The 22,632-nt window shown below is 42.2% G+C and carries 14 protein-coding genes and 1 pseudogene; 7 read left to right on the forward strand and 8 right to left on the reverse strand.

The annotated features are described in order from the left end of the window. Positions 1–168 precede the first annotated feature (168 nt). On the reverse strand, positions 169–1,530 hold the full coding sequence (locus tag H6G97_RS08500; RefSeq protein WP_190940203.1) for a calcium-binding protein: 1,362 nt from the start codon (positions 1,528–1,530) through the stop codon (positions 169–171). A 1,831-nt stretch (positions 1,531–3,361) separates the two neighbouring features. Between H6G97_RS08500 and H6G97_RS08505 the strand changes: the two genes are divergently transcribed. Beyond that, entirely contained in the window at positions 3,362–6,127 is a 2,766-nt protein-coding gene (locus H6G97_RS08505) for a M16 family metallopeptidase (RefSeq protein WP_242054849.1), read from the forward strand. Between the two features lie 138 nt (positions 6,128–6,265). Here H6G97_RS08505 and H6G97_RS08510 read toward each other — a convergent pair whose 3' ends face one another. Beyond that, entirely contained in the window at positions 6,266–7,282 is a 1,017-nt protein-coding gene (locus H6G97_RS08510; RefSeq protein ID WP_190940205.1) for a TOBE-like domain-containing protein, read from the reverse strand. A gap of 299 nt (positions 7,283–7,581) precedes the next feature. Here H6G97_RS08510 and chlP point away from each other — a divergent pair, with 299 nt between their 5' ends. Then, on the forward strand, positions 7,582–8,802 hold the full coding sequence (chlP, locus tag H6G97_RS08515) for a geranylgeranyl reductase (protein ID WP_190940206.1): 1,221 nt from the start codon (positions 7,582–7,584) through the stop codon (positions 8,800–8,802). Positions 8,803–9,096: 294 nt separating this feature from the next. Beyond that, the gene (locus H6G97_RS08520) at positions 9,097–10,449 is read left to right on the forward strand and encodes a pentapeptide repeat-containing protein (RefSeq protein WP_190940207.1); all 1,353 of its coding nucleotides are present in this window, start codon (positions 9,097–9,099) and stop codon (positions 10,447–10,449) included. On the opposite strand, the gene H6G97_RS08525 is transcribed toward H6G97_RS08520, so the two are convergent. Then, positions 10,365–10,661 carry a DUF433 domain-containing protein gene (locus tag H6G97_RS08525; RefSeq protein ID WP_190940208.1) on the reverse strand — a complete coding sequence of 99 codons (297 nt, stop codon included), beginning with the start codon at positions 10,659–10,661 and terminating at the stop codon, positions 10,365–10,367. The genes H6G97_RS08520 and H6G97_RS08525 overlap by 85 nt on opposite strands. A 108-nt stretch (positions 10,662–10,769) precedes the next feature. Between H6G97_RS08525 and H6G97_RS08530 the strand changes: the two genes are divergently transcribed. Together H6G97_RS08530 and H6G97_RS08535 are read left to right on the forward strand one after the other, a co-directional pair. Beyond that, positions 10,770–11,144, forward strand: a complete 375-nt coding sequence (locus H6G97_RS08530; protein WP_190940209.1) for a type II toxin-antitoxin system RelE/ParE family toxin — start codon at positions 10,770–10,772, stop codon at positions 11,142–11,144. Next, a complete protein-coding gene (locus H6G97_RS08535; RefSeq protein WP_190940210.1) occupies positions 11,141–11,467 on the forward strand; it encodes a helix-turn-helix domain-containing protein in 327 nt (108 codons plus the stop codon). The genes H6G97_RS08530 and H6G97_RS08535 overlap by 4 nt, the downstream gene beginning before the upstream one ends. Before the next feature lie 120 nt (positions 11,468–11,587). On the opposite strand, the pseudogene H6G97_RS08540 reads toward H6G97_RS08535, so the two are convergent. Then, positions 11,588–11,920 (reverse strand): annotated as a pseudogene (locus tag H6G97_RS08540) (Uma2 family endonuclease); the annotation flags it as partial. A gap of 103 nt (positions 11,921–12,023) precedes the next feature. Beyond that, positions 12,024–12,392, reverse strand: a complete 369-nt coding sequence (locus tag H6G97_RS08545) for a Uma2 family endonuclease (RefSeq protein ID WP_242054850.1) — start codon at positions 12,390–12,392, stop codon at positions 12,024–12,026. A gap of 378 nt (positions 12,393–12,770) precedes the next feature. Here H6G97_RS08545 and H6G97_RS08550 point away from each other — a divergent pair, with 378 nt between their 5' ends. After that, the gene (locus H6G97_RS08550) at positions 12,771–13,382 is read left to right on the forward strand and encodes a hypothetical protein (RefSeq protein WP_190940211.1); all 612 of its coding nucleotides are present in this window, start codon (positions 12,771–12,773) and stop codon (positions 13,380–13,382) included. A gap of 1 nt (position 13,383) precedes the next feature. After that, complete coding sequence (locus H6G97_RS08555) at positions 13,384–14,406, forward strand: DUF262 domain-containing protein (protein ID WP_190940212.1); 1,023 nt, start codon at positions 13,384–13,386, stop codon at positions 14,404–14,406. Positions 14,407–14,514: 108 nt separating this feature from the next. Here H6G97_RS08555 and H6G97_RS08560 read toward each other — a convergent pair whose 3' ends face one another. From H6G97_RS08560 to H6G97_RS08570, 3 genes are all read right to left on the reverse strand, one after another. Beyond that, positions 14,515–19,683 (reverse strand): WD40 domain-containing protein, encoded by a 5,169-nt coding sequence (locus H6G97_RS08560; protein WP_190940213.1) that lies wholly within the window; start codon positions 19,681–19,683, stop codon positions 14,515–14,517. Continuing rightward, positions 19,659–20,990, reverse strand: coding sequence for a P-loop NTPase fold protein (locus H6G97_RS08565; RefSeq protein WP_190940214.1), 1,332 nt, complete (start codon positions 20,988–20,990; stop codon positions 19,659–19,661). The genes H6G97_RS08560 and H6G97_RS08565 overlap by 25 nt, the downstream gene beginning before the upstream one ends. A gap of 573 nt (positions 20,991–21,563) precedes the next feature. After that, the gene (locus tag H6G97_RS08570; RefSeq protein ID WP_190940215.1) at positions 21,564–22,202 is read right to left on the reverse strand and encodes a peroxiredoxin; all 639 of its coding nucleotides are present in this window, start codon (positions 22,200–22,202) and stop codon (positions 21,564–21,566) included. Between the last annotated feature and the right edge of the window lie 430 nt (positions 22,203–22,632).

A 22,632-nucleotide genomic window follows, 5' to 3' on the forward strand; every position in this document is an offset into this window, starting at 1 on the left:
AATACCAATCCAAATCCAGTGATCTTTAATTACGCCTGCTTATTTAGCTTTGGTACGAAGAGTAGCGAAAGCGAATTCTGACAATGCCGCCACTCTTCATGGTTGGGGTAACTATCAGGTGTGTGCTACTTGGGTACGAACCAAGTACACCGCCTAGTTACCCATTTCTTAGATAGGCTCTACAACGAAATCTGATGCGTCGATCGCTCCGGGAAGTACCCCTTGCAGAACTGCTAAGGTTTCGGATTGAGCAATAGTAACGCCTTCAGTCAGAACGTAGATCCGAGTACTAGCTGTAGCAACACCACCAACACTGAGATTGATGCGCTGGAAGCCTAGATCCTGAAATTCCAGAGCTTCAAGCACTAAGTAGTCAGTACCATTTTGGAAGTCGGTGATCCAGTCGCCAGCAGGAACAGGGATGATTGGCTCACCGGGTTGGGGTGGCTCGAATTCATATTCTGCGTAATTCAATTGGAAGAAATCAGTACCAGCACCGCCGGTTAGCGTATCACGTCCGGTTTGGGTTTCTGAGTCTTCGCCACCGTAGAGAACATCATTGCCACCACCACCGATAATACGGTCAACGCCAGCGCCACCATCGATGAAGTCATCGCCCGCGCCGCCATTAATCACATCATTGCCAGCGAGAGATTCATCTACACCAAAGTCACCATAGATGGTGTCATTGCCACCAAGCCCACTAAGGTTATCATTACCCTCACCACCATCGATGAAGTCACCTTCACTACCCCCTGTGATGGTTTCTAAGCCAGCGCCACCCAAGAGGGTGCTAGAACCTGCACCACCATCGAGAACGTCATTGCCATCACCGCCATCAAGGTAGTCAATACCGTCTCCACCCAGGAGGGAGTCATCACCAGCATAGCCATAGAGAGTGTCATCACCAGCGCCACCGATGAGGGTGTCATTACCGCCCGAAGCCAAGGTGTCAGCTTCGCCGTAAAGGGTATCATTGCCTGCACCACCATCGATGTAATCAGCACCACCCGAAACCGAACCTTCTGTGTCGTCGCCGTACAGTGCGTCATCATAGAAGCTACCAATTAGGGTGTCATTGCCAGCACCGCCCTGGGCAGTATCTTCAAAGCCACCATATACCCAGTCGTTACCAGCGCCACCATCAAGGAAGTCTTTGCCTTCGAGTCCATCTTCAGCGTCCGCGCCGCCGTAGATAGTGTCATTGCCGGCATCACCAAACACTGTGTCTTCGCCTTTTCCGCCAAAGAGTCTATCAGCACCACCTCCACCAAACAAAGTGTCCTTATCGAATCCACCATCGATGAAGTCATTGCCAGCATCACCATATAGCTCGTCTTCACCGAACTCCCCCAATATTCTGTCGGCACCATCCCCACCAAACACGGTGTCTTTATCATCTCCACCGAAGATGGTGTCATTACCGCCTAAGCCAAATAAGAGGTCTTCTTTACCAAAGCCGCGAATTGTATCAGCATTATTAGTGCCGGTAAGGGTATCGTTTTCCGGTGTTCCGTTTCTTACTGCCATAAGTTAATCCTCGTTTTCAAAACACAATTTTTCTAGCTAACTTAAACGGGCTGGATGCACGATACAAGTCTTGCTAATTAGTTGTTGCAATTCTCACCACTTCCCCCTCTCCCAAAATTAGAAGAGGGGGTCATAAAGGTATGGTGAGAAGATATTGCAGTAGATCGTTAGACATACTTCCCAATCACTCCATGAGTAAACATTTACAAATCAACTTTTTTTGATTTGGCAACTATATGCGACAGCACAAAAATGGACAATTATAGCCTTTCAAAACAATTAGAAGCAATCATTTAAGAATGCCAGAACATTGTGTAGTCGCACTTTTTCGCGGCTCACTTTCTTGACGTTATCTTTTACAAACTTATAACTCGCACGAAAAATGCAGCGAAGGCTAAGATTCTACCTTAAGCTAAACATTATTTTTGCCGAAAACAGAGTATGCCTCAACCTTATTTGGTGATGCAAACTCGCTGTCGCGCATGTGCAAGCTGAGAATTCAGGCCCAACAGTAAATAAATCATGACGGCAGAATTACTTTATCTACCTGATTTCTCTAAGAGAATCAAAATTTACACAATTATGTTTTTGCAGTTAGGTTTTAAATCGATACACAACTCAAACATTAGCCGAGAGCCGAGATTGATGATGGGAATTATAAACTTTTAATTAGATCACGCTTAGGTAAAAATTTTACCTGTCAAGACAATGATTTTTTGTATGAGTAGTTGCACTAAAAATAGTAAATTTACGCTTTTACACGAGAAACAAAAGTTTGCTAAGTGCCAAAGTTTTCACTCCGAACTTTCAAAAACTTCTTACTCGCTAAAAACTTGTCACTGCATCTGATGATCTTTATGAAGGCTGATTAACAAGCGTAATCTAATTTATGTCTACATTACCCTACATTACATATAATAGTCACATAGAGAGTTATCTCTGTCAACATAGGTATGTAAAGTTGTACCTAAAGATAGATAACAAAGATATTTGTAGAGTATTTTGTAACATTTAATACTAATTTCTCCAAAAATTATTTTCTTAAAAATAAAAATATTGTACAAATTTTGCCGAAATAGACCACAACCAACCTGACTTTTCATGGGTGTGGAAAAGAAAGAGTGATTCGCGATAGTCTATCGCGAACCACTCTTTCTTTATTATATTTGGAAGTTTATTCGACTAAATCTTTTAAACCCTGTCTGAGAGCCTCAATTAAACGATCTAAAGCTTCAATTTTAATCCTTGCAGTAATTTGTTCAATGGTATCTATTGGTTATCTTGATAGGTTAAAAGGGGCTGGTCAATAAAGCTGCTCATTGAGTAACTAATGCTAATATTCTTGCCTTTAAACTGGTACAAGTTCAGTATCACTTCTGAGGCATTAGGTGATAATACAGGTATTGCTGTTAACAGCATACTAAGAGGATGTTTTAAAAGTAGTTGGCTGTATCTTTGCACTCATTGATCCCCCCTAACCTACGCCAGTCGATCTACTTGGGGAGACCTCAAGACCGTGCTGGCTCCCCTTAAAAAAGGGGGGACTAGAGTTAAAGTCCCCCTTAAAAAGGGAGACTTAGGGGGATCTAAACGTTTTTTTACCGAGAAGAGAACTTTTCAAACATCCTCTAATAAACATCTCCAAAAATGAATGTAGCAATAAGTTTATGTATGATCTTCCCCTGCCACATTTCTTTTGAGGAGATTTGATTGCATCTTTGTCTGCTTCTCTCCATAATTAGCAACTTGAGTTAGATTTAAATTTTGAAATACCTTTGGGTTTTATTTAAAAATTGAAAATTTCGCATTGCTTATGAAACGGCGCTCATACATGCTTATAGGATTTTTTCTCAGCCTTCTTTTAACTATCGTGCCTTTGTCGGGCAATTTTACAAATGCTGCAACACCGACAGCAGCCGCACCTGTATCTGCTGTGTCATTCACCAAAGGTGTTCAAAAAAAGGTATTGGACAATGGTTTAACGGTGCTAACCAAAGAAGTCCATACCGCTCCAGTGGTGAGTGTGCAGGTCTGGTATAAAGTTGGTTCACGCAACGAGCTTAAGGGAGAGAATGGCATTTCTCACCAGCTAGAACATTTGATGTTCAAAGGTACAAATGACCGTCCAGTACAGTTTGGACGTTTGTTTAGTGCTTTGGGTAGCCAGTTCAATGCTTTTACTAGTTATGACGAAACAGCTTACTTTGGCACAGTGCAGCGAGACAAATTGGAAGCACTGCTGACACTGGAAGCCGATCGCATGGAGAACTCTTTAATTGGGCCTGAGCAACTCAAAAGTGAAAAGCAGGTGGTGATTTCTGAGTTACAGGGGTACGAAAATTCACCAGGTTATCGTCTGAGTCGGGCAGTGATGCGAGCTGCTTTCCCCAATCGAGCCTATGGCTTATCGGTGGGAGGCACAAAAGCCGATGTAGAGAAGTTCACGGTTGAGCAGGTCCGGAATTATTACCAAACCTACTACAGTCCAGAAAATGCCACGTTAGTAATTACTGGGGATTTTGCTACAGAACCTGTACTCAAAGTTGTGAAAGAAACTTTTGGTAAGGTATCGCAACGAGCAAAAAAGAACATCAGCAGAACAATTAATAATTCCTCCGACGCTTCGCCATCTAACCCTGTTGCGAAAAAAGTGCCGATTGTTCTCAAGCAACCTGGAAGTGCAGCCCTATTGCAAGCGGTGTATCCTCTGCCAGATATCAAACATCCTGATGTCCCAGCAATTGATGTGATGGATGCTATTCTCACGGGTGGACGTAGTTCTCGGCTTTATCAAGATTTGGTGGAATCTGGACTCGCGAGTTCAGTGAGTGGTGGTGCTGCTGAACTTATCGAACCGGGTTGGTATGAAATTAATGCTACGGCGGCTCCAGGTCAAGAGTTGAGGAAAATTGCCCAGGTAGTACAGGAATCTCTAGCAAAATTGCAACAGCAGCCTGTCACCTCAGAAGAGTTGAACCGGGCGAAGACGCAACTGCAAGCCTCGTATATTTTGGGGAACCAAGATATCACTAGTCAAGCTAATCAACTGGGGTATTACCAAACGATCGCAGGGGATTATCATTTTATTGAAAGGTATCTGGCTGCGATCGCTAAAGTTACTCCTGCTCAAGTGCAGCAAGCAGCGAAAGCTTACCTCAATCCGGCTCAACAAACCATCGGCTTCTTTGAGCCAACTCAACCAGATGGTCAACCAGGGGCTTCTAGCGGTGGTTCTGGTCGCACAGTAGAAAATTTCAGCCCTGGTAAACCCGTAGATCCAGCAGAACTGGCGAAATATCTGCCACCTGCTACATCAGAGACAGATTCTAATAAACAATCACTACCAGAAGAGTTTACTTTAAATAATGGTTTGAAGGTTTTGCTCTTGCGCGATCGCAACCTTCCCACTATTAACCTAAGTGGACAAATTGACGCTGGTACTGAATTTGACGGCAATCAAAAAGCCGGATTAGCGAATTTGACTGCAAGCAACTTAATGAATGGAACGCAGACTAAAAATGCTCTTACCCTAGCGAAAACCTTAGAAGACCTGGGAGCCGATTTGAACTTCAGCGCCAGTCGTGAAGGAGTTAATGTTAGCGGTGAGGGACTTTCGGCAAATCTGCCAATATTGATTCAAACTTTGGCAGATGTGTTAGAAAACGCCACTTTCCCCGCCGATCAGTTAGAACTGAGTCGCCAAAGGGCACTAACAAATCTGAAAGTACAACTAGATGACCCTAGGGGTTTGGGACGACAAGTATTCCAACAGGCAATTTACCCTGAAAATCATCCATTCCACAGCTTTCCTACGGCTGAGAGTTTAAAGAGTATTAGTCGTAATGATTTGCTTAACTTCTACCAGACACATTACCGACCGGATACCACGACGATCGCAATAGTTGGAGACTTTGATTCAGTTAAGGTGAAACCTTTGCTAAATAAGGTGTTTGGTAAATGGCAAGCCACGGGTAAACCGCCTGTTCTCAAAATACCGACCGTAGCATTACCGCAAACTTTGACACAAGTAAACAAAGTAATTCCCGGTAAATCTGAGGCTGTTACCTACATCGGTTACAATGGCATCTCTCGGAAAGACCCGCGTTATTATGCGGCACTGGTGCTAAATCAAATTTTGGGTGGTGATACCTTATCGAGCCGTCTGGGTACGGAAGTGCGCGATCGCCAAGGTTTAACCTACGGTATATATAGTGGTTTTGCCGCCGGGATCAATCCCGGCCCGTTTTTGATTCAAATGCAGACTGCTCCTGGAGATGCCCAAAAAGCGATCGCCAGTACTGTGGCTTTACTCAAACAGTTGCGTGAACAAGGAGTAACTGAGGCTGAATTCAACACAGCAAAACGCTCAATTACTAATAGCTATCCCGTGGATTTAGCTAATCCCAGCAATGTCTCAAGTATCATTTTGGATAATGCTGTTTTAGGGCTTTCACGGTCGGAAATTCAAGAGTTTCCCCAGAGGATTCAAGAAGTGACTATGGCTGATATGCAAAAGGCAATTGAAGATTTAATTAAGCCGGAAAATCTGGTGATTGTCACCGCCGGGCCTGGAGATACTGTAACCGAGGGCAGCTAATTATCTCAGATAGATAGCAATGCGATTTGATTTGTAAAAATCGCAATAACAAGATCTCCGACTTCTTTAAGAAGTCGGGGATCTCATTGTTCACGAATGATTTAGCTTCTGCCTTCTGCCTCCTGCCTCCTGCCTCCTTCAAATTGAATAAGACACTGGAAAGGACTTCGCATCCTTTGGCTTAACATACACTCGCTGTTTCGGTTCTAACTCTAAGTCATTAAAGCGATCGCGTGTTAAATGCGCCGTCACGACTTGTCCATCATCGAAAGTTAATTCCACCTGAATTTCCCAACCCAAATGTATCAATCGGCTTATTGTTGCAGGTGTAGTAGTACCGTTGGCGCTAGTTTCCAAAATTACATCTTGTGGGCGCAAAAATACTTGTGGGTGTGGTGCATCAAATCCACTACTTTGAAAAATCTTCGAGTTACTAGGTAACACATTCACCGGGCCAATGAAGCTCATGACAAATGCGGTGGCAGGATTATCGTAAATTTCTGCTGGTGTCCCCACCTGCTCCACACGCCCTTTATTCATCACCACAACTTCATCAGAGACTTCCATTGCTTCCTCTTGGTCGTGGGTAACAAAAACTGTAGTAACATGAACCTCGTCATGGAGGTTGCGTAACCATACCCGTAAGTCTTTGCGGACTTTAGCATCAAGTGCACCAAAGGGTTCATCTAGCAATAAAACTTCAGGTTCTACTGCCAGTGATCTTGCTAATGCTACCCGTTGTCTTTGACCACCAGAAAGTTGTGATGGATAGCGATCGCCTAATCCAGTCAATTGCACCAATTCAAGTAACTGTTCTACCCGCCCTTTAATTTTCTTTGGCTGTGCCTTACGAATTTCTAAGCCAAAGGCAATATTTTGCCTGACAGTCAAATGCTTGAATAGGGCATAGTGCTGAAACACAAACCCAATATTTCGCTGTTGCACGCTTTGGTATGTAGCGTCTTTACCAGTAAGCAGGATTTTGCCACTATCTGGCATTTCTAAACCGGAAATTAACCGTAGTAGCGTAGATTTACCTGATCCCGATGGCCCTAGCAACGCAACTAACGAACCACTCTTAATTTCGAGGCTGACCTCATCAACTGCCTTGAAACTCCCGAACTGTTTGGAGACGTTCTCAACTACTATGCCCACTGCTGCTGTTCCTCTGCAACTAAATCTACAGATCCTTGCTAGGATTACCGTGTCTTACATATACCATACATCGTTAATTTATGGATGAACAACATTTAGCTACCGCAACTGCCGCAATCGAGAAAGCTACAGTCAGCACCACTGCAATCTAGGGAATCACAATCAGGAGTCATCCCCAATTCGTATCGAAACATTAAGGAATATTGCATTTGTGCAGAAACCTGGAGGAAAAGCGCCAAATCACTAGAAAGACCGTGGTAGTATGCTCTCGGTAAATGTGAAGATTGGGAGAAAGACCTTTGACACTACGGGTTGCTGTTATTGGGTCAGGCCCTGCTGGTTCATCTGCCGCTGAAACACTGGCAGCCTCTGGGATTGAAACCTACCTGTTTGAGCGGAAGTTAGACAATGCAAAGCCTTGTGGAGGTGCAATACCTCTATGTATGGTGAGTGAATTTGACTTACCGCCAGAGATTATCGATCGCCGAGTACGGAAGATGAAAATGATTTCGCCTTCCAATCGTGAGGTTGATATTAATTTGGTAAATGAAGATGAATATATAGGAATGTGCCGCCGGGAAGTACTGGATGGCTTTTTGCGCGATCGCGCCGCAAAACTAGGCGCAAATTTAATTAATGCCACTGTTCATAAACTTGATATACCAGGAAACAATACTGATCCCTATACCATCCATTACATTGACCACGCAGATGGTATATCACAGGGTATTGCCAAAACTCTGAAAGTGGATCTAATTATTGGGGCGGATGGGGCTAATTCTCGCGTTGCTAAAGAAATGGACGCTGGGGATTACAATTATGCGATCGCTTTCCAAGAGCGGATTCGCTTACCCGAAGACAAAATGGCCTATTATAACGACCTTGCCGAAATGTATGTCGGCGATGACGTTTCTACTGACTTCTACGCTTGGGTTTTCCCCAAATATGACCACGTAGCTGTCGGTACTGGTACAATGCACATCAATAAAGCCAGTATTAAACAGTTACAAGCTGGTATCCGCGCCCGTGCTTCCGAGAAGCTAGCAGGCGGTAAAATCATCAAAGTAGAAGCGCATCCCATTCCTGAACATCCCCGTCCTCGTCGTGTTGTCGGTCGCATCGCGTTGGTGGGAGATGCTGCTGGTTACGTTACCAAGTCCTCTGGCGAAGGTATTTATTTTGCCGCTAAATCTGGGCGGATGTGTGCTGAAACCATTGTAGAAACCTCTAACGGTGGTAGCCGTATTCCAACAGAAGGCGATCTCAAGGTTTACCTGAAGCGTTGGGATAAAAGATACGGACTCACTTACAAGGTTCTGGACATTCTGCAAAGCGTGTTCTATCGTTCCGACGCTACCCGCGAGGCGTTTGTGGAAATGTGCGATGACCTCGATGTACAGCGGCTAACATTTGATAGCTATCTGTATAAGACGGTTGTCCCAGCTAATCCCATCACCCAACTGAAAATTACTGCCAAAACCATTGGTAGTCTAATTCGGGGTAATGCCCTTGCACCCTAATTGAGTGCGGAATATTGAGACTTGCAACAAATAAATTACTCAATTTTGTGGGGCGGGCATCTTGCCCGTCCCTTAATTATGGGTGAACAAGACTTTGGTTGAATGGCTAGCTTTAAATTGTTACCGAAGAAAGGCAGAGGGCAGAAGGCAGGAGGCAGAAGGAAGAAAATATATTTTTGCCGTCTGACACTTTCTTTTAAAGCCCCTCAGTCGTATGGAATATACGTCTTTGGTTTAGGACAATTTCTGATAAAACAGATGTTGTTCTGAATCTGCTGGGGCAAAATAGAAAACATGACAATTGAATCCAATTCCTCTAATCTACCAACCCCAGAACCAGACCCGGAAAACGATTTGCAGCCAGATGACTTTGACGGGAGTGCAACTGAGAAAAACCTAAGCTCAGAAGTACTAGCGACACAACAAGCACTAGCGGCGATCGCATCCTTGAAATCTCCGCAATATACAACTGCTCTCCAACAAGCCCATTCTGAGGCCAAGCAATCGGCTACCAAGCAATTCACAGTTAAGCCGAGGGCATTGCTGATTACTGTAATCGCGATCGCCATCACCTTCACTGGAGTTATTCTGAATAACTGGATCATCGGCATTATCGGAACGCTGATGACTTTGCTGTTATCCCTAGCGATATTATTGCCTTGGTTGCAAAAAGCGTTAAACGAGTGGTTTTCACCCCAAGAACGCACCCTGTTTGTTGCTATTTTGGGACTACTAGTAGCCATCATCGGCTTGATCAAGTTTACAGGTGTAGGCGATCGCTTACTGCTTTGGGGAGGCCAGATTAATTGGGATATTGCTGGAACCCTAGCAGAATGGTTTGGCGCATTGGGGCAAATCCTTATCGCCATCATCGCTGTTTACGTAGCATGGCGACAATATGTCATTTCCAAAGACTTGACAATTCAGCAAAACCTGCTAACAGTTCAGCAAAATATTATCACCCAGCAGCAGACAATTGATTCTTATTTCCAAGGCGTTTCAGACTTGGTATTAGATGAAGAAGGATTATTAGAAGATTGGCCCCAAGAAAGAGCGATCGCTGAAGGACGCACTGCCGCAATTTTAAGTAGTGTCGATAGCAGTGGTAAAGCGAAAATTCTCCGCTTTCTTTCACGTTCCAAATTGTTGTCTCCCCTAAAACGCGATGGCCGATTAGGCCGAGCGATTTTCAACGGTACTGGTGGTTACGCGGAAGACCGTTGGGAAGGTGTGCGCGTTATTGATTTAGGTGTAATGCTAGCAGCAGCAGACCTTTCTGGCACTGATTTGCGTTGGACTGATCTGAGTGAAGCTAATCTTGTCCGCGCTAATTTGTCCGATTGTGATTTAGTAAAAGCTAACTTTTCTCGCACAATTCTATATCATGCTAATCTCAGTGGTGCTGACCTGAACGGGATTCGCCTATTTTACGGTACAGTGGACAAAGCATCACCCCGCAGTCGCACCGAACCACCAGATTATGAAACCGGCGAACAAACTGGCGCTGTGATAGAAAATGCCGATTTCACCAATGTGCAGCGAATGTCTGAGTCTGCACGCTGCTATTGTTGCACTTGGGGGGGCGAAAAAACTAGAGGCACTATTCCTGGTGGTTGTGAAGGTATTCCTAACAAGTTAGGACGATAATAATACCAATTTTGGATTAACTTTAAAGCTTGAGCCGCAAATGCCAAAGCTGCTTTAATTCCTTCATAGCTAAGTCGTGGATGCGCTTCGAGTATTTGCTCAGGTGTTTCACCCGCAGCAAGTTTTTCAAGAATTAACTCAACTGTAATACGAGTTTCTGAAATGACAGGTTTGCCCATCATTATTTTTGAATCGGATACGATTTTTTGCATGAATTAAGATTATTTGGATAGATAGTTAATATATAACGCGATACGCCGTTTGCACGCGGGGCATTTCATGCTATTGTCTAACTTATTTTATAGGAAATTTCATATAAAATGGATGATGACGAGGATATTATAGAAATTCCTTTACGACCTCTGGTTTGGATGGGAGACTCTCTCAAAAATATCCGCTCATTTCCTGTTGATGTGCGTGCATCAGTAGGCTATGCACTGCAATTGGTGCAAGCAGGGGAAACACCAATGGATGCCAAACCTTTTAAAGGAGTTGGAAGCGGCGTGTATGAAATCGTCAAACGCTACGATACCGATACTTACAGGGCAGTCTATGCGGTAAAGATTAGAGAGAAAATCTATGTTCTGCACGCTTTTCAGAAGAAATCAAAGCAGGGGATTAAAACCCCACAGGCTGATGTTGATCTGATTAAACAACGCTATAAAAACGCAGTGGTAAGAGAGAAACAACAATGACACAAGAACCCGTTTTTGAAGAAAGCAGTGGTAACGTATTCGCTGATCTTGGTTTAGAGGATGCTTCGGAACTTTTTATGCGAGGAAAGATAGGGATTCAGGTACTGCGCCTCCTTTCTCAACGCAACCTGAAACAGCGCGAAATCAGCGAACTTCTTGGCATTCCCCAGCCAGAAGTATCTCATTTGATGAAAGGAGAGTTTCAACGGTTCAGCGAGGGCAAACTCCTCATTTTCCTCAAGCGGCTCGATACGGAAATCACCTTACATCTTCGCCCTCGTAATGCGTCGAGCCAATCTGCTGAAACTGTTATATCGCTATAGGACTTTACTCATGCAAAAAGTCTATTGAGTTTAATGTGCGATCGCTTTGTTAATTCCAAGGGCGATCGCACATTAAACTAGTGGCAAGAAGACGACTAGAATAAATTTCTTCGTTGCTAATTAGCGACTCATTGCAAAAATCTGTTCAGCCGTTAAGGGAATATTCGGAAACAATCTAGAATCAATTCGATCCTGCCCTCGAAACACCTTTGGGGGTAAATACTCTGCACCTTCAAGTTGATAGATTGTAATGGTTGGCTGCTTGGGAGAGCCAATGAACCGAATGCCACCAAAAGCAGCATAGTCTACAATGATGTACTCGAAAACGCCCAAGTCCTCTCTACGAGACGCTACGCGAACATATTCAGCAAGTTTTGTCAGATAGTCGTCCTTCCAGTTGTTGCTAACGACCTCAATGATTCCCGGTGGTGGAATATATGCAGCAGCAGAACTAGTAGTTCGCTTTCGTGACGAAAGCGGGGTAAAGGGTAAAGGGGAAGGTGGGGCCCCCTCTGGGGATAAGGGGCGGGAGGAAAGGTTTTGAATCCCTTACCCCTTAACCCTTCCCCTTTCCCCAGCCCTCACAAGCGCATTTTTGGGTTGGCAGACTACTAGAGCTAGTTTTCATTCTCTGCCATTCAACTCTTGCAAATATGACAATATCTGCTTTCCGGCTTTTTTCCTTTTCTCCTGGTGCTGTTTTGAGCCGAACCTGCTTGGACTGGCGCGACACGTAAGGCAGGTCACTTTCTTGGCAGTGATTTTCTAAGTAGGTACACAGTCGCTCGATCAAATCCTCATGATTTGCATTTGGTTCTGATAATGGCACGGGAATTCCATCCGATAGCTCAAACTCTCTGCCTGAACCATCGTCCCAGGCAAGAAACTCTTCAAAAGTCAGTGGTTGTGTGACGGTTGCATACATCGCCCTCGCTCCCTTGCTGACGGGTACTTCACTCAATGCTACCAAGATGTACAACTTTGTCTATGAGTCCTGGCTGATTTTTCTGCCGTAGTTTTGAAACAACGGCTTGAGGTTGGGTAACAAAAGGCGATCGCAATTGATAATGTAGTGTGATCGCCTTTTTGTGAAAATACCTGTTTTAATTATCCGATTGTATTCTGTGACTATTAACAGTTTGTAACTTCTGTTGTCTTTTGTTCGGGCTAACAAAGCTAAAAAATCAAATCACCATTTATTCAAGTATATACACTTATTGACTTGGTAGATTTTAGCATTGAATATATGTGTTTGTAGCTATAAAAACTTGGCTCAAGTTATGTTGATTAAATAAAATACTCTATGTGGCAGACTTTAATAATTGACCAAAGCCATATTAATCAAAAGATTGATATATTCAAAGCAGCATTACGTGATTACTCTCTAACAGAGAAATTAATTGTTCAAAAATATATAATACATGGTACACCTTATGTTTTTAAAGATGATGAAGGTAAATATTTTGACCTCAAACATGAAATTGCTACTCATTTTGAAGAAAGACCAGAATGTGTACTGATGGTTGGTTCAGCTAAATTAGGATTTAGTATAGCTCCAAGTAAATTATGGAATTCGTTCTCTGAAGAATCAGATATAGATATAGCTATTATATCTAGAGAAATTTTTGAAAAATTTTGGTCAGAGTTATATGATTTCGACATAAGTTTAGTATCTAGAACTGATAGAGAAGAACAAAGGTATAAAAAATTTTTAAAATATTTTTTTAAAGGGTGGCTAAGACCAGATTTATTTCCATTTAAATATTCTCGTAAAAATGAGTGGTTTGAATATTTTAAATCAATCTCTTATAATTATACACCCCAAAAAATAGCAGGGGGTATTTATTATAATTCCGCTCTCTTTGAAAAATATCACATACAGAATATCAAAAAACTGAGACAGGAGGATGTTTAAAATGAGCAAAAATGGTATTGCAACTAATAAAAAAGTTTTAGATTTATTCAACATGATGAAAACTGGTACTTTAATACTTGCTCCATCTTTTCAAAGAAAGCTTGTATGGAATGATGCACATAAAGAAAAATTTATAGAAACAATTTTATTAAAACTTCCTTTCCCTGAAATATATCTAGCTGATGGTGAAATCGATCTTGATATTCAAACATCAAAAACACTTGTCGTAGATGGTCAACAAAGATTAAGTACAATCTACCAATATGTCACAGCATCACCAGAATTCACTATCAAAAATATCAGTAAGTTTGAAAAATTGTCTACACAAGAAAAAACAGATTTTTTTGATTATACAGTTGTCGTTAGAGATTTAGGAAGAATTCCTGAAAGTGAAATTAGAGAAGTTTTTAAGAGAATAAACTCTGTACAATACGCACTAAATGCAATAGAAATTAGCAACTCATTATACGAAGGGGAGTTCATCACAACTGCTAAAGATATTCTAGAAAATAATGCTATTTTTACTAGTTTAGAGGTCTTTAGTGAAGGTGAATTTTCTCGTATGAAAGACCTAGAATATGTATTGCTAATTATGTCAACAATAGAAGAAGGTGGTTATTTTACTAGTGATAAAGAGGTAAAGACCTATGTAGAAAAGTATAATAATGAATATCCAAATAAAGAGTTAATGTCTAATAATTTTAACGAAGCATCTAGATTAATTATTGGGTCTAATCTCCCTTCAGATAGTTTGTGGATAAAGAAGTCTAGTTTGTTTACTTTAATGGTTGAATTAATAAAAATTAAAAACAAGTATGGTTATTTACCTCAAGAGGAAACTTTAGCTCATGCTTTAAAATCTTTAGAAGAAGAGCTACATATAAATAAGAAAGAAGATTTATCTAAAAATATGTTTGCTCAATATTATTATTATACACATCAAGGTACTGCTAGTAGAAAAGGACGTAATGTTCGCGGTCAACTTATAAGTAAAATTTTAGAAAAAACTATGAATGTAAATTAGCGAATGTTGTAAAGTTAGTTTTTATATAGTAGACATTAAATTGAACTAGTAAACACATTAGTAGAACAAGGCAAAAGTGAAAATTAAATTTGATAACTAAATACGCTATCACCTACCAGAACATAAAGCACGATCGCTTTTCATTACCTTCTGATTAGTCTGCAAATAATCATGTAGCAAAATGCAACCCCGAGCCAGTAATTTTTCCAGTTCGATATCTGCCAAATTCTGGAAAATTACTGTGCCATTACCACTACCCGCAGCCAGAGTCTTGCCGTCATTACTAAAACTAACGCTGGTTAACTCTTGCTTATCACCTTTCAAAGCAATCAGCAACGTTCCTTCTCGGTTCCAAATTCTCACTTTGTCATCACTGCTAGCTGCTAAAGTTTTACCATCGGGGCTAAAACTCACACTGATGAAACTATCACCATCGCCTGTAAGATTATTTAGCAAATGACCGTCCCGGCTCCAAATCTTCACTGTGCTATCAATACTTACTGAAGCGGTCGCCTGACTATCAGGCGACCAAGCAACCCCATTTACTCGGCGGCTATGACCAGTTAATGTGTATAGCAATTTACCATTCACACTCCAAATTTTCACGGTTTTATCATCGCTAGCTGAGGCTAGCAATTTGCCATCAGGACTAAAGCTGACCCAATTCACATCATCTTGATGTCCCTGCAAGATGTTAAGCAGTTTACCGTTTCTATTCCAAAGCTTCACCGTTTTATCTTTACTAGCCGAGGCAATTATTTGACTATCAGACGACCAAGCTACACTCAAGACAGCATAATTATGACCCTGTAAAGTATTGAGCAGTTTACCGTCTCGACTCCAAAGCTTTACAGTTTTATCTTTACTAGCCGAAGCAATTACTTGACCATCGGGGCTGAAACTAACGCCCCATACTTGACCATCATGCCCTGTAAATGTACGGAGTAGCTTACCGTCGCGGTTGAAAAGTTTTACAGTTCTGTCTCGACTTGCTGCTGCTAAGGTGCGATCGTCTGGGCTAAAACTAATGCCAGTTACCCAGTCATCGTCATTGGCTTTGGGGTTTCGCAGTAACACATCGTCCCAATGCCAAAGTTTAATAGTTTTGTCCCGACTGGCGGAAGCAAGGGTGCGACCGTCTGGGCTGAAACTGACGCTATTCACCCAATTATTATGTCCCTTCAGGGTTCCCAACAACATACCTTCAGAACTCCAAAGTCTGATTGTCTCGTCGGTACTTGCAGAAGCGATCGTATTACCATCACGGCTAAAACTGACGCTGGTAACTCCAGCACTATGCCCTGACAATGTTCGCAGTAGCTTCCCCTCCAGATTCCACAGTTTGATTGTCTGGTCTAAACTAGCAGAAGCGATAAGCCCTTTGGACATGGCTTTGCTTACCGCTTTCCCATCGGCTGACCAAGCTATACTTAAGACTGCATCTTCATGTCCCTGCAAAGTTTTGAGCAGCTTACCGTCTCGACTCCACAATTTCACCGTCTGGTCAGCACTCCCGGAAGCAATGGTTTGACCATCGGTTGACCAAGCGACACTCAAGACTGCACCATCATGTCCCTGCAAGGTTTTAAGCCGCTTACCATCTCGACTCCACAGTTTCACTGTCTTGTCTGTACTCGCCGAAGCAATAATCTGCCCATCTGGGCTGAAACTAACACTATTCACCACAGCTTGATGCCCTAATAAGGTAGCAAGCTGTTGACCCTCTCGACTCCAAAGTTTCACCGTCCTGTCTTGACTGGCGGAAGCAACAATTTGACCATCTGGGCTGAAACTGACGCTATTAACTACATCTGCATGCCCCGACAAGGTTCTAAGCAAGCTGCCATCAGGATGCCAGAGTTTGATTGTAGTATCTGCGCTGGCTGAGGCAATTAAAGAGCGATCGGGGCTGAATGCAACACTATTTACCCCAGATATATGCCCGTCCAAGCGGTTATGTTCTTTTAACCCAGAAACGGCTTGATATAATGCCGTCTGTACTTGCTCTTTTGTATAGGAATCTACCCAGACTGTTTGTTGTAATTTTCTCCCTGCTTTTAAACCTTCCTTTAAGGCATCAATACCTTTTTGAGAGGCAAAGAGGGCTTCACTGGATGCACTGAGGGTTTTAATTTCGCTATCTACTGCTGTCACTATGGAAACACTTAATCCTAATATGGCGAGAAAAGAAGCAGTTAGGGCGATTTTTAGCGAACGATTTAATTGAGCTTCACTGAGCCTTTGTTTCTTTTGACTTTCTGCAAGTTTAGCTGTTAACTCTTTTTCTTTAAGTTCAGCTCGCAATTGCTCAATTTCTAACTGACTTAATTCTTCTCGCTTGTGTAATTCTCGCAATTCTGTTAATAAGTCCAAACTTTGTTGAGGATGAGAATCTATCAATTGCGATCGCTGGCTATTTTGGCTAAGTTCGCTCTTGAGCCGATCAATTTCAGCTTTACTTTGTTCTACTTTGGAGCGCAACTGATTTAGTTGTACCTGTAAGCTCGATTCTTGTTGTTGCAGGTAGCGAATCAAGTCTACTAAATAATCGTGAATCAGTTGATAGCGTTCTGGTATATCAGGAAAAAGAACCACTAAGCCTGAGCTTACTAAAATCTCTAATACTAAATCTAATTTGCCAGCATCTTCTAACTCTGCTAGCTGCGCCGTTAACTCAGCACGAGTTTTAAAAGGTCGGTTGTTACTTTCATCTGTAAGTAAATATAAGACGAGTAAAGCAGCTCGTTCATTCTCTGGGCCGCAGTCTTTAATTAGTTCCTTAAGATATCGCTCGATGAGTTTATTGGGTCTATATGGCTGATATTCTTCTAGTGTAGTAATGCGCTCATCTTGAATTTGCGCTCCCACAACTTGTAATTCAATGGGGCGGACTTCTCCAAATTCTGTTGATAAATCTTCGATTAAGGCATCAATTAAAGCAGGTGATAAATTAAAGTGCGATCGCTCTGTCAATTTTTGGATAATTGCTTTAGCATATTCTGGCGAAAAATTATTTAACTGGTAGCGGATATGCTTGTCGAGAATATTATTATTAATCGCTTCCAGGGCGGAAAGATTTTTAAAGTCTAATAAACGATGTAAATAATCTTCTCGCAAGGAAAAAATAACTTTTACAAAGGGTATATTCAGACAATCGCTAATAAATTTATCAAACTCCTGTTTTTGATTGCGATCGCTATAACCAAAGAAAAATTCTTCAAACTGGTCAAAAATTAAAACTGTGATCAGATGGTTGTCAGCATTTTCTTTTAGTTGTTGTAAAATTCTAAAAATGGCGATCAGTGTGTCGGAGTAGGGCAAAGCTTCTGCTTCATTGGCTACTTCTGGCTTCATATCAGCGTAAATGGCAAGCGATGGGTCACTAGACATCGCCTCACTTAAAGATTTTCCTAATTCCCGTGGCCAATCTGTATAAACTTGTAGTACCACAGGCACGGCTATTTGATCGCCAATGGCTCGATTTTGCAGTGCCGGAACTAAACCCGCCGTGACAATAGAACTCTTGCCTACCCCTGATTGACCATGAATCACCGTTAGCTTTTGATCGGCGCGGCTAATTCTGCCAATTAAGTTATTAATATCACGCTCCCGACCAGAAGCGGCAATTTCTAAAGCCACGCTGGTACTTCCAGAAGGTGACATCAATGCTGGGTTTGTCGCTTGCCTTTGGGGTTGCAAGCGTCCTGCACCGATAAAAGCCCGAAAACCATACTGCTGCTCAACAGAACGCCGTTTCTGTCGAATGTAATAAGCTTCCAGATAGCGACCTTCTTCAAAGTAGAGCGATCGCAGTGTTCGCAATAAGCGAATATAACGATGGGCATCGTATTGATGGGCACTGCTTTCTAAGGCTGTCGGCAGTTCTTTTGTCGCCTTTTCTAAATATTCATGAGCGACTTCTAGCTCACCTGTATTGCGCTGTGCTTTTGCCAAAACTAAATAGTAAATTTGCGCCAATAATAATGGAAATAAGCAGTTATGAGGGTCGTTGTGCTTTTGCGCCTCACCTAATTTCAGCAGTGATACGTGTGCTAAGATACTCGCCTGTACCCACCGCGACTGCTGCACAGCCACTTGCGCCAGAAAACCGTAGTCACAAGCTAATTGAATTTGACTACCATAAGTTTGATGTAACTCCAAAGACTTTTGAGCAACAGTCTGCAACTCTTCCCACTCTTGCAGATATTGCAAAACCTCTGCAAGTTGACCAATAAATCCAGCAACTATGTCTAAACGTCCAGCCACCTGCAAGATATTCAAGCACTGCTGGAAATAAGATTTAGCTGTATACCAATGGCGACGGTTTTCTGTTTGATTTTGCTCGGCAAAACGGCAATAACACAGCCCAATATAAAACAACAAAGTTCCCTGTCGCAGAAGTAAAGGAGATGGGGGAGATGGAGGCTTAGACGAAGAAAATACCCCCTCATCTCCCCCTGCTGCCTCTGCTCCCCCTGCTCTCTTCCCCTCTGTCTCCACCAAGTTTTGCCAAACTAGCAAGCTTTGCTGAAAATGGCTTAAAGCTGTATTGATGCGATCGCTAATATAATTATCTAAACCAAAAACAAATTCTAAACTAGCGTGTAATTCTGGCTCTAAGGTAATACCACGATTGTGCAACTCTTTAATGGCAAAGTGGAGTTCATAGCTATGTTCCCAGACTTGCTCGACTGTGGAATAATGCTTTGGGAGTTGAGGAGGTTGGTGTTGTGCGGCGTCGGTTCGTAACACCGTAGCAAATAAAGAGTCAGTTTCCTGTTGCAGAAATTGCAGCAGTGATTGAGTTGTCATTTCAAACCGAATCGGTGTCGCCGCCCAACTAGCGAAATCTGGTGCTAAACGCACTACTTTTTGCAATACATCCTCATTCACCCACACAATCATCGGAAATGGGTGGCGTTTGCGAAATTCATCTCGAATATGATTGACAGACCTAAGTAAATCATCAAGTCCATCTACTGACTCTAAACCTAAAATCATCAACGCCGATGGCGGATTAGCTGCGGTTAGCAATTGTAAATGAATACTTGTGTAAAGACTTCTAGCATTATGCGGCAGAACTACCTTTTGAATTTGGTGTACCTCTGAAGAGAGTTCTTCGAGTCTTTGTAGCATAAGCTCTTGCAAAACTCGATAATTGCAGCACACCAAAACTAGGGAAAACTGACCACTAGAAAGGGTAATTGCTCTCCCCAAACTTCGCAAAGCACGCTCGTTAGCTGCTCTTACATCTACTTGTGGGTGTCGTTCAACCATGATTTAAATTTTTCCGTCTCTGCTAAAACTGGGTTGACGGCAAACCAAGCTCCTTGATGATCGCGGTATTCAAATACAAATAAACTTCGCAATAGAGCGTGGTATTGTATATCACCTCTGACTCTCTGGTGTTGCACCACCTGAAAGATTAATTCCCACTCATGGGGGTCGATGGCGTTGGCTCGGTAATCCCGCTGTCTTTGAATTACCAGTTCGACACATTCCCGATCAAAAGGTGGATCTTGTTCTCGCAGACAGTCAAACAGTAATCCTAGTAAGTCGCGTACATGACCACCACTCATCAGGCACAATCGATCTAAGGTTTCCAAACTATCAAACACTTCTGTTATTAAGCCTAACCGATCGCTAGGCAAAATGTCTGGAAAACCCCTAGCTAGAACCATTTGCCGCATCATTGCTAGCCCTTGAGGAAAAACCTCTCCAGAGCGCAAACGTACAGGTATCATCGGTAAGACTTTGGGGGCGACTCCTCCCCCCAAACGATGCTGAAGTTCAGCGCTATCGTTGGAGAAAGTCAGGGCTAAGGGAATAGTGTAGACTATATGACAATTCAGTTTGCGTAACTGTTCACCACGTTGAATAAATAAGTATTCTGGCAGCGATCGCCCCGATGGTAAAGGTCGAATTGCGACTCTATCCAAGTTATCAACAATTACTACTAATCCTTTTTTACCCCTGGCTTTCAGTTCATTGGTGGCACGTTCTAGCAATTCTTGATTAATTGACTGTAAAATATTTGCTGTTCGCGGTTCTAAATAATCTCTTAACCGCCGCCGTAATTGGGGACTTTCTTTAGTTTTAGCTGTAATTTTGGCAATTCCCACTGACAACTCTGCCTCTACGCCAAGATCAATTGGCGTTTGCAAGAAATCAACCAGTTCACCAAACAACTTGGTAAAATAGGCAGGCTTGAACCTAATTTTCATGGCTTCTAGGCTTTCACTCACCTGTCCAGCGATCGCCAACAAAATATCAGTCACATCCACATCTGCCATTTCTAAGACATGGGTAGACTCAAAGTAAACTACATGAAACTGTTGCACTTCTAACTCAGCTTTGAGGCGCAACAACTCCGTTGATTTTCCACAACCGAGATGTCCTGTAAATAGCTGACAGGTTGGGATATCCGGCGAGATTCGAGCGATCGTGCGCTGCAAAGCTTCAATAATTTTGCCACCCCGTACCGCAGCAAAATCGATATAGTACCTGCGATCGCTAGCGTTTCCTATAATTAGAGGTCTGCTTGGATTGCAAGCCTGATAAAATCTTTCTAAATCTAGGAGCATAACTAATCGAGTTCACTTAGGAATAGAAATGACAAAATCTGCTGAATAAATATATCGATTTTAGGAAATTTATCTCTTAATTTAAGTACATCTCTCTCAAAATACTAACTAAATTCGCAGCATTCGGGACAATTTTTCATGTCTTACGTTGGGTATAACATATAGCAATGCTGATATTTAATTTTAAGTAAGCAAAAATACTCCTATAAGTGAAAATTGAATAATTATCTTATATATAATAAGTTACTCTTATGAATATTAAAAATATCTAGCACTAAAAAAGGTACTGTGAAGTACAATTTGGGGTGCTGTTAAGATAATTCGTAATAATACTTTCTACGAGACGCTGCGCGTAGCTTGCTTGTTTGTAGTGGTACGCGGCACTAACGTAATAAAGTTTTGTAACGGTAATTTAGATCCGGCCACAAAATTTGCAAAACAAAAAGGGATGAAAACATGGGATTTCCTTCAAGTTTGGACACCTAGCCTAATGAGGATATTCTTATGCAAAGAAACAAAGACGCCAAGATATAACTTGGCGTCTCTGCTTCTTATCCGAAATCATTTTCAGATTTACTTGTTAGGCTGAGGAGTCATCCGCAGATAGGGTTTAATTTCCTCGTAACCTTTGGGGAATTTCTCTTTAAGTACTTCTGGATCTTTGAGTGAGGGGACAATTACAACATCCTCTCCATCTTTCCAGTCAGCTGGTGTCGCCACGCTGTAATTATCAGTCAATTGCAGAGAATCAATTACCCGCAAAAGTTCATCAAAGTTGCGTCCCGTGCTGGGAGGATAGGTGAAAGAGAGACGGAGTTTCTTATTGGGGTCAATCACGAACACCGATCGCACTGTCACAGCCGCATTAGCATTCGGGTGAATCATGTCGTAAAGGTCAGAAACCTTGCGATCTGCATCTGCCAAAATTGGGTAGTTAAGAGTGGTGCTTTGAGTTTCTTCAATGTCTCCTACCCAGGCTTTGTGGGATTCAACATTATCAACACTAAGTGCGATCGCTTTGACATTGCGCTTGTCAAATTCTGGTTTTAGCTTGGCAACTGTGCCGAGTTCTGTTGTGCAAACAGGTGTAAAATCAGCAGGGTGAGAGAACAGCACAACCCAGCTGTCACCTGCCCATTGGTAAAAATCGATGTCGCCGTGTGTTGAGGCTTGCGTAAAGTTGGGTACTGTGTCACCAAGACGGAGAGCCATGAGAGATTCCCTGTAGTTTAGAAGCATATATATTCTAATATGCCATCATGACATAAAACCCCGATTTCCCAATCGGACTTTAGCAGTTTGAAACAAAATTTTAGGTTGTCAGCGCTCTCGGATAAAGGACGAAAGAAAGGTAAAAAATATTGACTAAAATACACATATATGCTTTAAATTAATATGTTTTCCCTATAGTTTTTTCTTTACAGAGAGGATTGCAACTATCAAGGCAATAGCTGACTACAAATCATTGCAAGTCTAGGCTTATTGAGTTGCAATATTTCCACATTATTGCAGAATTACAGGAACCTTTCTTGGCATAGATGCAATATTGTGAGAAGTTTCTAAGCTGCTGCAAATTCAATTGTCATAAAGCAAGTAGTGAAAATAAAAACTACAAATATTTTTGTTAAACAGGATTCGGGAG

The sequence above is a fragment of the Nostoc flagelliforme FACHB-838 genome, assembly GCF_014698065.1.
Lineage (GTDB): Bacteria > Cyanobacteriota > Cyanobacteriia > Cyanobacteriales > Nostocaceae > Nostoc > Nostoc flagelliforme_B.